Consider the following 14,730-nt stretch of genomic DNA (forward strand, 5'->3'; position numbering starts at 1 on the left):
TTAATTGAATAAATTAGATATTAAGGCGTTCATGCTGAGGAGGTGTGTAGCACCGTCTCGAAGCATGAACGGCCTGATGGGAAAATCCCATTTTTATAATCAGCCTTGGAGTGTTATGCAAACCCTCTTCCGATTATTCATAAATTTTTCTTGTTAATTGGATAAATTAGTTATTATATTAATCCGTTCATGCTGAGGAGGTGCGAAGCACCGTCTCGAAGCATGCTTAAAAACATAGTATAAGGGATTGACTAAATGTTTTGGGTTTATATTCTTCAATGCAGTGATAAGAGCTATTATACAGGACAAACGGATAATCTGGAAAAACGCCTTACTCAACATCAAGATAAAATGATTCCGGGTTGTTATACAAGCACAAGATTACCAATTGAATTAAAATACAGCCAAGAATTTATGTCTCGTGAGGAAGCCTTGATTGCCGAAAGACAAATCAAAGGGTGGAGTCGGAGAAAGAAAGAGGCTTTAATAAAGGGAGATTGGCAAGCATTATCAGACTATTCAAAACGTAAAAGTTAAGAGTGGGCTGTGTTTCATTCGAACATGCTTCGAGACGGTGCTTTGCACCTCCTCAGCATGAACGGTTTAATGGTTTAATAAAAAATCTAATTTTTTTAATTAATAATAAAATTATTTATAGCCAATTCGAAAAACACAAGCTGTTCACTAATCTCAAACATCCAGCCCCAAATTATCCCGTTTGAACACTCGGTCAGCCCTATAACTTGATCGAACCAGTGGGCCAGAGGCGACTTCAAAAAAGCCTTTTTTCAGACCAATTTGCCTTAATTCAGAAAAAGTTTCAGGAGTTACATAACGCGCTATAGGCAAATGATTTTTAGTAGGTTGTAAATATTGCCCCAGAGTCAAAATATCCACGTGATGAGCACGTAGATCATCCATAGTCTGAACTATTTCCTCATCCGTTTCACCTAATCCCAGCATCAAACTGGTTTTGGTTAGAACATCAGGGCGATATTTCTTGGCAAAAGCCAGAACATTCAAGGTTTGCTGATAGCCTGCTCGATTGTCTCTTACCGGGTGTGTCAGGCGCTCAACGGTTTCTACATTTTGGGCAAAGACATCAACACCGCTATCCAGCAAAACAGCAACATCTCTTTCACTACCTTGAAAATCCGGTGTTAACGCCTCGACTTTGGTTCGGGGAGAGCGTTTTTTGATTGCTCTAATGGTTTTGGCATAATGATTCGCCCCTCCATCAGGTAAATCATCCCGATTAACTGAAGTTAAAACCACATAATCCAGGTTCATTAAGGCAACTGTTTCCGCAGTATTCTCGGGTTCTTCTGCATCAAGCCAGCCATGTGGATTTCCTGTATCCACAGAACAAAATCGGCAAGCCCGGGTACATACTGCCCCCATTAACATGATAGTCGCAGTCCCATGAGACCAACATTCTGAGATATTTGGGCATTTCGCTTCTTCGCAAACTGTTGCCAAGCGATGTTTTTGCACTTGCTCTTTAACCTGGCTATAAGCTGGAGTTGTATGATTGACTATGCGCAGCCACTTCGGTTTTGGGAGTCTTTCATGATTTTGACCCGATGATTTTATTCCATCTTTAATAGCTGTCACACCGTGAGATGTTTTATATTTTTGTCCACTTTCCACAACGATTGGAATATCGATCAATTTGCTCATGACGCCATCCGAAATACAAAGAACTATGATGATCCCAAATCATAAGGACAAGATCAAGTTCATTTAAAAACAGTATCAGAGGAAAATCATCTTTTAATTCAGACTTACCCTGAAAGCAGTGTCATTAAAAAAATGTTGGAAATATATTCCACTACAATACTTCAATCCTGTTTCTTCCTGCATTTTTAGCTTTATACATGGCATTGTCTGCCCGCATAAACAAAGACTCAATATCATCGCCTTCAGTCACAGTAGTAAGCCCAAATGAAACCGTAACATCGACCTTTTTGTCATGATAATAAAACAAACAATCTTCAACTAATTTACGTAATTTTTCCAAAATTTCAAGGGCTTCTTTACTGTTGGTTTGTTCAAAAATAAACACAAATTCCTCACCACCTATTCGAGCGATAAAATCAACCGTCCTGATTGACGATTTAAAAATCATAGCTACCTTTTTAAGAACTTTATCTCCTGCAAGATGACCAAAATTGTCATTAATACGTTTAAAATGATCGATATCACATACAGCAAGAGATAATACGCTTGAACTTCGTTTCCAGCGATGGAATGAATCCAGGATATGCTCATCATAAGATTCTCGGTTCGGCAAGCCTGTTAAACTGTCGTGGTTAATTCTGTATTTCTGAAAAGAAAGCAAATTTTTTATTTCTTCCGCATTTTGCTCGGATTCCTGCAATCTTGCCTGCAATTCCAATACTTGTTTTGCATACTCTTTCTCTCGAACTTCTTCATTATGTCGGTACTCTTTTAAGCGATCGCCAATCATTTTTATATTTTGACTCACCTTTGAGGATAATTCTTCAATTGTTTTAGAAGTATCAAGATGGTTTTTGATTTGATCCAGGTTATCCTGAATTCCGAACTCTAATTGACGACTGTCTTCAGAAGCTTTCCTGCGAGTATTCCCCGCTGCTCCTAAGTAGAGTTCAAAATCATTGAGCTGATTGGTTAATTGTTGAAGAAACCCTTTGAATCGATTCTGCTCAACATTAAATGCCTCAACGACTAATTCCGTCAAACTGTCAATGATAGAGCTAAGCTCTTCATCATTGAGCGCTTGTTCCAAATTGGTTTTGATGCTTCCTCTCTTGGAATCCAAATCCTGAGGGATAGATAAATGGTTAAGTAATTGTTGTAAACTGTCATTTACTTTTAAACTAATCTCATATTGAAAACTCTTTTTGGGGCTATCGACTTTAGTAATTTGCGGCAACTCCTCCAGTTCCTTAATCACGGAAGAAATGCATTGGGTTAAAACTTGATTAAAATGAACCAAAATGGCATGGCTTTCCATCTCGGTATCCAGCATTTTTTGTAATTTTGTAACGGCTCTCTTATCCTGAGATTTATTGGCAATACGGCCAATCGAGTCAACTCCTTGTTTGATTAGTCCATTGACCAAACGAGAGTTTTCCACTTTTTTCTTTTGCATTTTGGAAAGCATTTCTGCCAAACGTTTCACTTTTTTTTCTATGACAGCGGGTTCAAACTCCGTATCCAAATAATTTCTGAATTGTGAAAGGCGTTCGTCCAACTCATAATTGATTCCAATAGGATTAATGATCAATTGATTAATTACACTTCTGAGTGTATTAATTTGATTTTGCATCTTGTCACATTTATGCTCATATTGGCTAATTGTGTTAACAATTTTTTTCTTTAATTCTTGATCTATCATTTAAGACTTCCTTTCCTGTTCATTTATTTTGCCTGTTTTTAAGCACTTCAAGCAAAACCTTTGCATGCGATCCATCACAAAAAGGAGGTTTTTTGGTTTGTTTGCAATTGCAAAAACAAACTTCTTCAGTCAAATCTGCTATGAAAGAGACCGCTTTATCTCCGCAATTCTCTTTATCACAGAAAGGTTGAGTTTTGCTTTTGCCACAACCACACCATTTGTAAATCTTTCCTTCTGCTACTTCCACAATAATCGGAAATAAATGCTTATATTCTGAATTATTATCATCCATGATGAGAACTTCTCCATAAGCGATTAGCTTCAAAACCTAACTTAATTGTATGTCATAAAATGAAGATATTCAGAATTTATAATTTATTTTATGCCGATTGGATCCTCATGTCATTTTAGAAGCATTAAACCAATTCAGTAACAAACCAGAAATACCTAATGAAACAATTAAAAATAATGATAAAGCCAGATTAGACAAAGCATAGGGATAAATGATTAATAAGAGTGAGATAGCTAAAATATATAAGAAACCTATAGTGGGTAATTTTGCCTTCAATTTTTCGAAAAAACGAATTTTCATTAGAACCCAATAGAGGAACATCAGGATAATTAAAGGAAGGATATAGATAAGCTGATAAGCAAATTGGTATAACGCCATTTGAACTCCTGATACATTTTGGTTATGTAGCCATTGTTCAAAAACATAAGACCAATTCATCAAACAGGTTTGTTGAAACATTGGAACTGTAAATGCCAATAAAAAAGCCAAAACAATAAATAATGGTTGGATAGAACGTTTTTTATAATATTGACCAGCGAAGTAAAAAGCAAAAAGGCCTACCAATGCAGCTGGAATACGGAACCATGAAAGCGATTCAAAAAACAGGGTAGGATAAACTTGTTGAAAATAATGAACACCGCCAACGGTTAAAATAAATAGGGAGCCGCTGATAAATTGCAGCTTTCGCTTTTCTATCATGAATAAAAGACCAAAAAATGCAGCGATAGTAAATAAAGCACATGGACTGATGGCATCGATTAAGGCTACAACAAAAATAAATGTATTTGTGGAGGGGCTTCCTGTGATATTCGAATCAAACAAATTCGCATTTCCCCATCTGTTTAAAACACTCTCAGTCGCAGGAGTCAATGTTCCATTTTTCACAATTTCTTCTTTACAATATTCTATGCCTTTTAGCAGATCCTTTCCGGTTGTCTGTGCAGTGGCAAACCCAACCCAACGAGAATTACAAAAAAATATGGATGGAACGGCAAAATCATATCGATTAAGCTCTGTCAATAAATCGCCAAAACGTTTCAAAGCGTTTTTATCTTTATCGATAATATAACGCTCTACATGCAGCCAGGGATAATGTTTTTCAATTTCTTTGAAAAATTCATCGGCCTTATGACAATGAGGACAAGTAGATGAAAGATACAATTCAACGTTAATTACAAGCCCTTTACCTTTTTCTTCTGTATACCAGGGAGATGAGGAATTTACTGCCCATAAATTAAAACTGAGCATCAGAAATAACACCGTCAATCGAATCATTGGCTTCATGGTTTTCATTATATTTCTTTTAAATGAATACTATAGCACTTAGGATCGATTGTATGAAATAGTCCAAATAAGTCTAACTCATTTAGAGTAATAAAATGTAAACTTGAAATAAGAGGTTAAACATCAGGAATGAATATAATTTTCCAAATGCTCTATCACTCGCAATTTATCTTCCAATACGTGGTACAACAAATCCCCTATGGACAATATAGCTAATAACTCACTCCCTTCCTGTATTAATACATGTCTTCTTTTTGTTTCAGTTATCACTTGCATGGCTTTCTCTACCGAATCATGTGGACTTAAGATCGTGACGTTGGTATAAACAACATCAGACACTTTTGCAGTTTCCAAACTTAGATTCTTATGAAAATAACAGCGAAGTATGTCTCTTTCACTCACAATACCAATCAAGTTGGTATCATTATCGAAAACGACTAAAGCACCTATATCTTTTTCAACCATCTGTTTAATACATTCTTTGACACTATCATCAGGATGAATATAAGCGATTTTCCTTGGTGGCACCGGCAGTACGCTATGAATTAAGTGAGCCATTTCACTCTCCCTGATTAATACTAAATTAGCAACTCGCTGTATAAATATAGCACAAAAAGAGAGTGTTAAGCTCACTGAATGAGACTAAGAAAGCTTTTATAAAAGAGTATCACACTTGATTATTAAAGTAAGATTGTTGGGCATAACCCAACAATCTTAATCAATTCATCAATTCACAACACGCCAGGAACCATCAGCTTGACGACAGGCCTTACCATAAATTTGTTGGGTTTTACCACCAATCATGGCTTTGGTAATGTACTCACGGCAAGGTTGTTGAGCGTTATAATACGTTCTCGTTGGCTGTACAGTATAACGGTATCCAGTGTCTGGATTTGACCATGCAACTGCTTTACCTGTTGGGGCTGTTTCCAGAGCCCTTTGCATTTCAAGTCGGTCTACCTTATCCATTGTTTTTCCAATTTGACCACCCAGGTAAGCTCCTAATAATGCTCCTGCTCCTGCAGCTGCAACCTTACCTGAACCACCACCAAACTGGCTACCAAGTAATCCACCTACCACACCGCCTGTAATTGTACCTACACCTTCTTTGTTCATTGAGGCACAGCCACCTAGCATGAATGATAGGGATAATGATGCAACAATCAATTTTTTCATTACAGTTCACCTGTTTAAAGAGTTACAAAATCGGTTGTCATTCTACCATCACGAACAGTTATTATCCATAACTTATTTGTAACGCACTCTCTCTGAAATTTGACATAATAATTCGTATCCTACTGTACCTGCTGATTTGGCAATGCGCTCCACTAAAACATGTGTTCCCCAAAGCTCAACCGCGTCGCCTATCTGAACATCAGGGTGCTCTGTCAAATCGACAGTCAGCATATCCATAGAAACCCTGCCAACAATACACACTTCCCTACCTCTAACCCAAACCGGTGTTTTCTCGGAAATATGTCTTGGGTATCCATCACCATAACCTGCTGCAACAATGCCGATTCGTGAAGGTTTATCGCTTTTCCAGGTTCCACCATAGCCTACCTGAGCAAAAGATGGATTATCATGAATCGCGCTAATGGCTGACATAAAACGCATCACAGGGATTAAACCTAAATCCCGAGCATTTTGATTAGCAAATGGGGAAACGCCATACAACATAATCCCAGGCCGCACCACATCAGCCTGGGAATCAGGAAATGAAATAATTGCCGCTGAATTAGCGATACTGCGTTGGCGAAACCCTGGTATGGATATCTCCTGAAACAACGAGATCTGTTGACGATTCTCAGGGCGGTGGGGTTCATCTGCGCAAGCCAAATGAGTCATTAACCCTATGTTTTTATCAACCCAAATACAAGTTTGCAATGCATCCATCACTTTTTGCAATTCATGGATTTTAAATCCAAGTCTGTGCATGCCTGTGTTTACCTTTACCCATACTTTTATCGGGTAAGGCAACGGAGTCTTGATTAGCCATTCCAACTGCTGTGGGTGATGAAGAACACAGGCGAAATCATTCTCAACGGCTACTGACAATTCATCAGAACTAAAGACGCCCTGAAAGAGAATGCACGGGGTTTCAACACCTAAAGCTCGAATAGCCAGCGCTTCCTCAAGACAAGCTACGCCAAAAGCCTCAATTCGCCCATCAAGAACAGGAGCAACTTCTCTGACTCCACAACCATAAGCATTGGCTTTTACCATAGCAATAACTTTTTTGCCTGGAGCCAAATGCTTGATTTGAGATAAATTATGCAATAAAGCACTGGGCTCTATTACTAAACGTGTAGGTCTTGACACCCTATTCTACCCCTTGATAACCATTAAATGCCAAATCTTCAAATCGTGTGTATTTACCCAAAAAGGCCACCCTGACTTTGCCTATGGGTCCATTTCTTTGCTTGGCAACAATGATTTCAGCGGTACCTTTATCAGGACTGTCCTCATTATATACTTCATCTCTATAAATAAAACAGATTAAGTCAGCATCTTGCTCAATTGCCCCTGATTCTCGCAAATCTGACATCACAGGCCGCTTGTCTGCTCGCTGCTCCAGGCTTCTATTTAACTGAGATAAAGCAATTACCGGAACCTGCAACTCTTTTGCCAGCGATTTAAGACTGCGAGAAATTTCGGAGATTTCCGCTGTTCTATTGTCTGCATTAAACCCAGGGACTTTCATTAATTGTAAATAATCGACAACGATAAGCCCCAATGAGCCGTGTTCCTTTGCTAAACGTCTGGCACGGGCTCTCATTTCTCCGGGACTTAAAGCAGGAGTATCATCTATGAACAAAGGGGCCTCAGAAAGCATATGCACAGCGGAAGTCACTCGTGGCCAATCATTATCATCTAATTTACCGGTACGAATCCGATGCTGATCAATTCGCCCTAAGGAAGACATCATTCTCATTGCCAGAGAATCAGCTGGCATTTCCATAGAGAAAACCAATACTGGCTTACCGGCTTTAATTGCCGCATGTTCTGCCATATTCATTACCAGAGTTGTTTTTCCCATTGATGGGCGACCAGCAACGATAATCAGGTCAGAAGGCTGCAAACCTGATGTCATTTCATCCAAATCAGATAAGCCTGTAGCAAGACCTGTAATCGCATCACCATTATGATAGAGGGCATCTATTTTCTCTACTGCCCGTACCAGGATAGATTTAATATTTTCTGGTCCGCCATCACTCGCAGTTTGCTCACCAATGGCAAATACTTTGGTTTCTGCCATATCCAATAGCTCAGGCACTTCTCTTCCCGCAGGATTATAAGCGGAATCGGCAATTTCTGTTGCTACCGCTATCAGTTGCCTCTGGACTGACTTTTCCCGCACAATATCCGCATAAGCGGTCACATTCGCTACACTTGGAGTATTATTAGCCAACTCAAATAAATAAGCTTCTCCACCAGCATCATCTAACTCGTTACGCGTTTTCAAAGCATCAAGAAGCGTCACCACATCAAAGGGTTGATCTTTTTTGGCCAAAGCAGAAATGGCCCTAAAAAGAATTCGATGCTCGGTACGATAAAAATCGGTTTCACATAATTTATTGCTTACCTTATCCCAAACTTGATTATCGAGCATCAAACCACCAATGATGGATTGCTCAGCCTCTACAGAATGTGGGGGACGTTTTAGTGGATCGACCGTTTTTTTAGATATTTGCAAATCAAGCATGGTAATAACAATTTATTTGAGAAATTATTTATAGGGAAGACAATCTATTTAAAGACATTCTTAATCTAATTTCAAATGATAATAACACTAAAAACAAAATGCAGGATAGTGCTCACCGCCTTAAAAGCGAGAGAAAGCACTACCCCACATCATATATAAAATCATTCTTAAAAACTACTTAGCGAATCCAGGTTTGGGTGCGTCCCAGAGCAGATACTCCAAAATATCCTCTGACATACAGTTTATTGCCCTGCATTGTCATTTTGGCTTTATAAATTTTTCCTGTTTTGGGATCGAGGATAGAGCCACCACTCCAAACACCATTGCCTTCATCTTTTAATCCCCAAACAAAAGTCAAACCTTGAATTTTTTTGTCCTTAAATGCACCAGGGCACTTAGAGCAAATTCCGGTATCACCTGGTTGTGGATATACTTTAACGATAGTACCACTTAAAGTACCATTTGTTACTTTAAGGCTGACTACAGCTCTCTTCGCTCCGGTTTTATCATCAATGGTTGTCCATGTACCTGCAGGAGACTGTGATGCTGCAAAGGCTAATGGTAAATAACATACAGCAATTACAAAACTACATAATACTTTCCATAATTTCATAATTAATCTCCGTAATTGAATCAGTATGCTTCTTGCATAAACTATGCATTCTGTTGGGATACAAAGTTCAAGTTATACAAGAGCTTGTAATAAAGCATAAGCCATGACAGGTAACTTTGCTACAGAAATCTTTAAATAAATATTTGTGGTTTGATTATCCGCTCCCTTACGGTCGCGGCTCTGTTTGGACTATAATCCAACGTGGTTCGGAGTGAGCTATAATCTGAGCCGCGACCGTAAGGGAGCGGATAATCAACCGTTATTTTTATTCATAAAGGCATAAAAAATTGATTTAAATCGTCTTCACTCAAAATCATTGACCTGGAAGCATCTGCAGACAAGATCCCCTCCACTAATTGTCTTTTCTTCTCTTGCATACCAAGAATTGCCTCTTCTACAGTACCTGATGTAATCAACTTATAAACAAAAACAGGGCTTTCCTGGCCTATTCGATGAGTTCTGTCAGTAGCCTGGTCTTCAACAGAAGGGTTCCACCAGGGATCATAATGAATCACTGTATCAGCACGAGTCAGATTAAGTCCTGTGCCTCCTGCTTTCAAACTAATTAAAAATATTGGCGTATCACCTTGCTGAAATTGCTCGACCAACGCTTGTCTGTTTTGGGTCTGTCCCGTCAATTTCAAATAATCATATTGCTTGACTATTAATAATTCCTCAATCAGCTTGAGCATCGATGTAAATTGTGAAAATACCAGTACTCGCCTTCCTTCCTCGACCAAATTATCAAGTAATTCCATCAATGCATCGAGCTTGCATGAAGTACCGTGAGCAATCTCCGCTTCAGACATGGATAACAATCTTGGATCACAACACACTTGTCGTAATTTCAATAAGGCATCAAGTAATAATATATGGCTTTTCCCCAATCCCTGCCTTGCTATGGCATCTCTCACCTTTTTCTCCATGCTCATGCGGATAGCCTCATAAAGATCTCGCTGAGCACCAACCAACTCTATAGTACGAGTTATCTCCGTTTTGGGTGGTAGTTCATTGGCTACCTGATTTTTGGTCCGGCGTAGTAAAAAAGGTTGCACTCTTTTTGCTAACAAATCCCTTCTTCCCATATCGGCATATTTTTCTATAGGCGTTCTGAACCAAAGCCTGAATTGCTTGGCATCGCCCAATAACCCCGGCATTAAAAAATGAAATAAAGACCAGAGTTCGCCTAAATTATTCTCCAGCGGAGTTCCAGTGAGACATAAACGGTGTGAAGCCTTTAATTGCTGAATGATTTGTGTCGTTTTTGTCCGTGCATTTTTAATGAATTGCGCTTCGTCCAAAATGAGATAATAAAATGGATAATCAACAAATTTTTCTTTGTCCCTGTGGATTAATCCATAGGTAGAAATAATTAAATCATAGTCATCAAAATGGTCCTGATGTCTGTCACTTCCATGGTAAATCAATACCCTGATCTCTGGAGTAAATCGCTTGGCCTCAGCAAACCAGTTACCAACAAGACTGGTAGGCGCTATGATTAAACTGGCTCTAGTTAACCTTGATTGTTCCTTCTCATATTGTAAATGAGCAAGAGTCTGCACTGTTTTGCCAAGCCCCATATCATCGGCTAATACGCCATTAAAACGACTAGTCCGCAAAAATTGTAACCAATTTAACCCGTAGTGTTGATAATCCCTCAAATGAGCTTGAAGACCAGCTGGAACTTTTATTTCTGGCAGATCATTTAATCTGACCAGCTTCCTTAGTTCTTCTCTTAATGATTCAGCGCCTTGCCAACGTGATTTGGTTGCAGCAATAGCCAATTCAACTTCCTGCATTAGTACCAATTGATATTTATTAATCTGTAATTGCTGATTTTGATCAATTTGACGCAAGCCAAACTGTAATAACAAACGCACTAAAGGCTTAATTCGCCCCATAGGTAATTGCAATAAACGACCATCCAACAATGGAAGTTTGACCAGCTGCTCATCAGGTAAATTATCTAAATCATTCCCTTTGTAACGTTGAATCAAATCCGCAACCAGAGGCACAATACTCACTGGCTTGCCTTCAACCAAAATGCCCAATTGATAGGAAAAAAAATCGGTTGTACTTTCCTGTATATCGGAATACCACTCCACTTCATCAGCAGAAACAATCTCTTGATAAAAAGGGCTTGCAAACTCTACACGCCATCCATGATCTTTTAAGTAGGGTAACGACTGATGGTATAGGCTTTCCAGGTCTGAAACAATTTGTACATCCTTTAAAATAAAAAAAGAGTGATCGGGTAAATTCCAATGATATTTTTCCCATTGATGAAATGGTCTCAAATCAATAGAACTTTTCAACTCTTCAATTTTTAAATCTTCAAATTCCTGATCACGTTGGTATTCAACTAATACATCACCTTTTAAAGACACCACTTTTTCACACTCTTCCGCAAAAGGGACAAGTAATCCTTCGTAATCAAAAAAGATTTTTGCTATGTAAAGAGAATTATTTGCCTCTCCATCATCAATCCATCTGTCTTCTTCCTGTTCGGTGACCGCATCGAGAATTAACACAGGAATTGGTTTTAATTGTTTCATTTCCTTTTGATTGTACACATTGGGCATGGGAAATTCAGGGCAATTTTTAGACATTTTTTTAGCCAATAACTCGGCTTGATCAAGAGGAATAGGAGGTGCTTCCAACAAATGGCGGAGTTGTTTGATGGGATAGGGAGAATTTAAGTGACCCATTACGACATTTTTAATATCAAAATACCAACTTTCATCCAGCAATAATGGCTCAATATTCTGATTATCATGCTTTAACTTTAAGATCTGATTGCCATTCCAGGATAAAATCCACTGGCATTCACCAGTCAACGTCTCTCCTTTTTGTATAGGGGTATCTTCATTTTCAATAAAAAATGCCCTTCCGGTTGCAATGATCTTATCAAGAAGCTCGGTGTTTCGAATTAAAAGATTATCAAACCAGCCGGATACATTACATTTAAATAACAATTGAGCCACAATATCATTATCATCGCCCATAAAATGCTGTTTTTTTGAATTAGCCAGAGTATTAAAAATTATTTTTTTCCCATAACCGCCTCGCTTTAATAACTTGGCCAAAGCTAATTTAATGCTTACCTTGTGCTCATGCCCCCGAAGTTTGAGATCAATCAAATAAGTCAGATGATGTGTCGCTTCTTCCCTTTTTATTTCCGATGCTTCTTGTGCTCGTAAATTTTTTAACCAAACATCCAATTTCCTGTCCAGCTTATTAGAAGGCAGTGACTCCAGATTTATTTTTTCTCTGTCTCGTAATGCAAAAAGACAAGCTGCAGCGTGTTTACAATTGTATTGATAAGCACATGAACATCGAGAAGGTTTTGCAGGCCATGATTTTAAATCCATATGGACATCATAAATTTGACTCGAACTACCCTTCACTCTCCCTTTCAACAAACCGTCACTTAAGCGAATATTCAGTACCTGGCCCTTTTGAAAGTACTCTTCACCCCGAAGCAATATTTTAGCTTCAAAAGCCTCTGGCATTTTTGATATTGCTTCATTTAACATACTGCGGGTTTGTCCAGGAAAAATCGTATATTGTAGTCATTTTTTACGCTTTTTGACAATTATAGAATATTAATCCTGTCATAAAGAGTTGATTTTTTTATTCGCATTGTGTTTGTGCTATCCCGCTTCCTTATGGTCGCGGCTCGGATTATAGCTCAAACCGAGCCGCGACCATAAGGGAGCAGAAAAAACAATTCTTCAATTAAAATCAATACCATCATCTCCATCTGTAGCCATATCAATGCCCCCTAAGCTACAATTCGAGTATACAAATTAATTGACAGATTTTCATGAACACACCTTTGACAGTACTGATGGCTCAAATTAATCCGACAGTAGGAGCTATTGACGCGAATGCAAAAAAAATTATTGATGTCATCCAAAACCATCAGGTAAACCATGATGTGATTATTTTCCCCGAATTAACTTTATCCGGTTACCCGGCAGAAGATTTGCTCTTTCGTAAAGAATATCATGATAAAATAATGCTCAATCTCCAGGATATTCAGGATACCGTCAAGAATTGTTATGTCATTGTCGGACATCCAATGATGCACACTGGTGATTGCTACAACAGCTTCAGTATTTTTTATCATGGGCAAAAAATTAGAGAATATCATAAACAAAAATTGCCAAATTATGGAGTTTTTGATGAGGCAAGATATTTTACTCCCGGTAAAAAAGATCCTTGTGTATTATCAATTAAAAATCACAAGTTAGGGTTTTGCATATGCGAAGATTTATGGCAAAAAGGCCCTGTAGACGATTTACTTAAAAGTGGCATTTCCATTTTAGTCAGTTTAAACGCCTCCCCCTTTGATTATCGTAAATACCAGCTGAGAGAAGAGCTTTTAAAATCCTATGCGCAACAGGGGATTTCCATTATTTATGTCAATCAAATTGGTGGTCAGGACGATTTGCTTTTTGATGGACAATCCTTGGCTATGGACAATCAAGGCACCATCCGTGCCTTGGCTCCCGCCTTTGAAGAAAACTTATGCACTGTCCATATAGACGGTAACAAAGTAAACGGATCAATCACCCCTTATCTGGATAAAGAAGCGCTCATATATAAGGCACTGGTTTGTGGCACTAGAGATTATGTCAGAAAAAACAATTTCCCCGGTGTATTGCTTGGACTCTCTGGAGGCATTGATTCTGCCTTGACTTTAGCGATAGCTGCCGATGCACTCGGAGCAGAACAAGTTCATGCTGTTTTGATGCCCTCACGATATACCGCATCAATTAGCAATGAAGATGCACTGGAACAATTGAGTAACCTTAAAGTTGCACATTCCATTATACCGATTGAACCCATGTTTCAATCCATGATTGAATCGCTTCATCCTGTTTTTAAAGGGTTACCACCCGATACCACAGAAGAAAATATTCAGGCAAGAATACGCGGCATGCTGCTCATGGCTTTGTCAAATAAGACCGGGAAAATGGTGCTTACAACCAGCAATAAGAGTGAAACAGCTGTAGGTTATGCCACTTTATATGGCGATATGGCCGGCGGATTTGCCGTATTAAAGGATGTGCTGAAAACCCAAGTGTATGAATTAGTGAAGTATCGAAACAAGATTTCAGTAATTATTCCCGAGCGAGTCATTACCAGACCTCCTTCTGCTGAATTAAAACCAAACCAGACCGATCAGGATAGTTTACCCGAATATAGTGAACTGGATGCCATCATCATGGCTTACATGGAACAGAATTTAAGCCCTTCTGAAATCATTGCCAAGGGATTTAAACCTCAAGTGGTCAATAAAATCATTCAATTGATTAAACGTAACGAATACAAGAGACGTCAAGCTGCACCAGGAATAAAGATAAGTAATCTGGCCTTTGGTAAAGACTGGAGATATCCTATCACTAATGGTTTTAATCAATAATTTGAACTGCCTTGAAATAAAA

Annotated in this window: 12 protein-coding genes; 2 read left to right on the top strand and 10 right to left on the bottom strand. The window is 38.5% G+C overall.

Annotated features, from left to right (window positions below; genetic code table 11):
• Nucleotides 1-255: 255 nt before the first annotated feature.
• Nucleotides 256-537: a GIY-YIG nuclease family protein gene (locus CC34_RS0111235; protein ID WP_028379490.1), complete on the top strand. Its 282-nt coding sequence runs from the start codon at nt 256-258 to the stop codon at nt 535-537.
• A 153-nt stretch (nt 538-690) separates the two neighbouring features.
• Here CC34_RS0111235 and lipA read toward each other — a convergent pair whose 3' ends face one another.
• The 10 genes from lipA to CC34_RS0111285 all read right to left on the bottom strand — a co-directional run bounded on the left by lipA (nt 691) and on the right by CC34_RS0111285 (nt 12,813).
• Nucleotides 691-1,680, bottom strand: coding sequence for a lipoyl synthase (lipA, locus tag CC34_RS0111240; protein ID WP_028379491.1), 990 nt, complete (start codon nt 1,678-1,680; stop codon nt 691-693).
• Nucleotides 1,681-1,831: 151 nt separating this feature from the next.
• Nucleotides 1,832-3,382, bottom strand: a complete 1,551-nt coding sequence (locus tag CC34_RS0111245) for a GGDEF domain-containing protein (RefSeq protein WP_028379492.1) — start codon at nt 3,380-3,382, stop codon at nt 1,832-1,834.
• 19 nt (nt 3,383-3,401) lie between these two features.
• Nucleotides 3,402-3,674: a CDGSH iron-sulfur domain-containing protein gene (locus CC34_RS0111250; protein WP_028379493.1), complete on the bottom strand. Its 273-nt coding sequence runs from the start codon at nt 3,672-3,674 to the stop codon at nt 3,402-3,404.
• A gap of 105 nt (nt 3,675-3,779) precedes the next feature.
• Entirely contained in the window at nt 3,780-4,967 is a 1,188-nt protein-coding gene (locus tag CC34_RS0111255; protein WP_028379494.1) for a glutaredoxin family protein, read from the bottom strand.
• Nucleotides 4,968-5,081: 114 nt separating this feature from the next.
• A complete protein-coding gene (locus CC34_RS0111260) occupies nt 5,082-5,516 on the bottom strand; it encodes a CBS domain-containing protein (protein ID WP_028379495.1) in 435 nt (144 codons plus the stop codon).
• A gap of 168 nt (nt 5,517-5,684) precedes the next feature.
• The gene (locus CC34_RS0111265; protein WP_027223780.1) at nt 5,685-6,134 is read right to left on the bottom strand and encodes an RT0821/Lpp0805 family surface protein; all 450 of its coding nucleotides are present in this window, start codon (nt 6,132-6,134) and stop codon (nt 5,685-5,687) included.
• Nucleotides 6,135-6,206: 72 nt separating this feature from the next.
• Nucleotides 6,207-7,280, bottom strand: a complete 1,074-nt coding sequence (alr, locus tag CC34_RS0111270; RefSeq protein WP_028379496.1) for an alanine racemase — start codon at nt 7,278-7,280, stop codon at nt 6,207-6,209.
• Nucleotide 7,281: 1 nt separating this feature from the next.
• Entirely contained in the window at nt 7,282-8,664 is a 1,383-nt protein-coding gene (gene dnaB, locus CC34_RS0111275) for a replicative DNA helicase (RefSeq protein ID WP_010946475.1), read from the bottom strand.
• Between the two features lie 178 nt (nt 8,665-8,842).
• Nucleotides 8,843-9,277, bottom strand: coding sequence for a DUF2147 domain-containing protein (locus CC34_RS0111280; RefSeq protein ID WP_032829049.1), 435 nt, complete (start codon nt 9,275-9,277; stop codon nt 8,843-8,845).
• A gap of 269 nt (nt 9,278-9,546) precedes the next feature.
• Nucleotides 9,547-12,813: a DEAD/DEAH box helicase gene (locus tag CC34_RS0111285; protein ID WP_028379497.1), complete on the bottom strand. Its 3,267-nt coding sequence runs from the start codon at nt 12,811-12,813 to the stop codon at nt 9,547-9,549.
• 290 nt (nt 12,814-13,103) lie between these two features.
• Here CC34_RS0111285 and CC34_RS0111290 point away from each other — a divergent pair, with 290 nt between their 5' ends.
• A complete protein-coding gene (locus CC34_RS0111290) occupies nt 13,104-14,708 on the top strand; it encodes an NAD+ synthase (protein WP_028379498.1) in 1,605 nt (534 codons plus the stop codon).
• Nucleotides 14,709-14,730: the final 22 nt, after the last annotated feature.

This window comes from Legionella pneumophila subsp. fraseri (genome assembly GCF_000586315.1).
GTDB classification, from domain to species: domain Bacteria; phylum Pseudomonadota; class Gammaproteobacteria; order Legionellales; family Legionellaceae; genus Legionella; species Legionella pneumophila_B.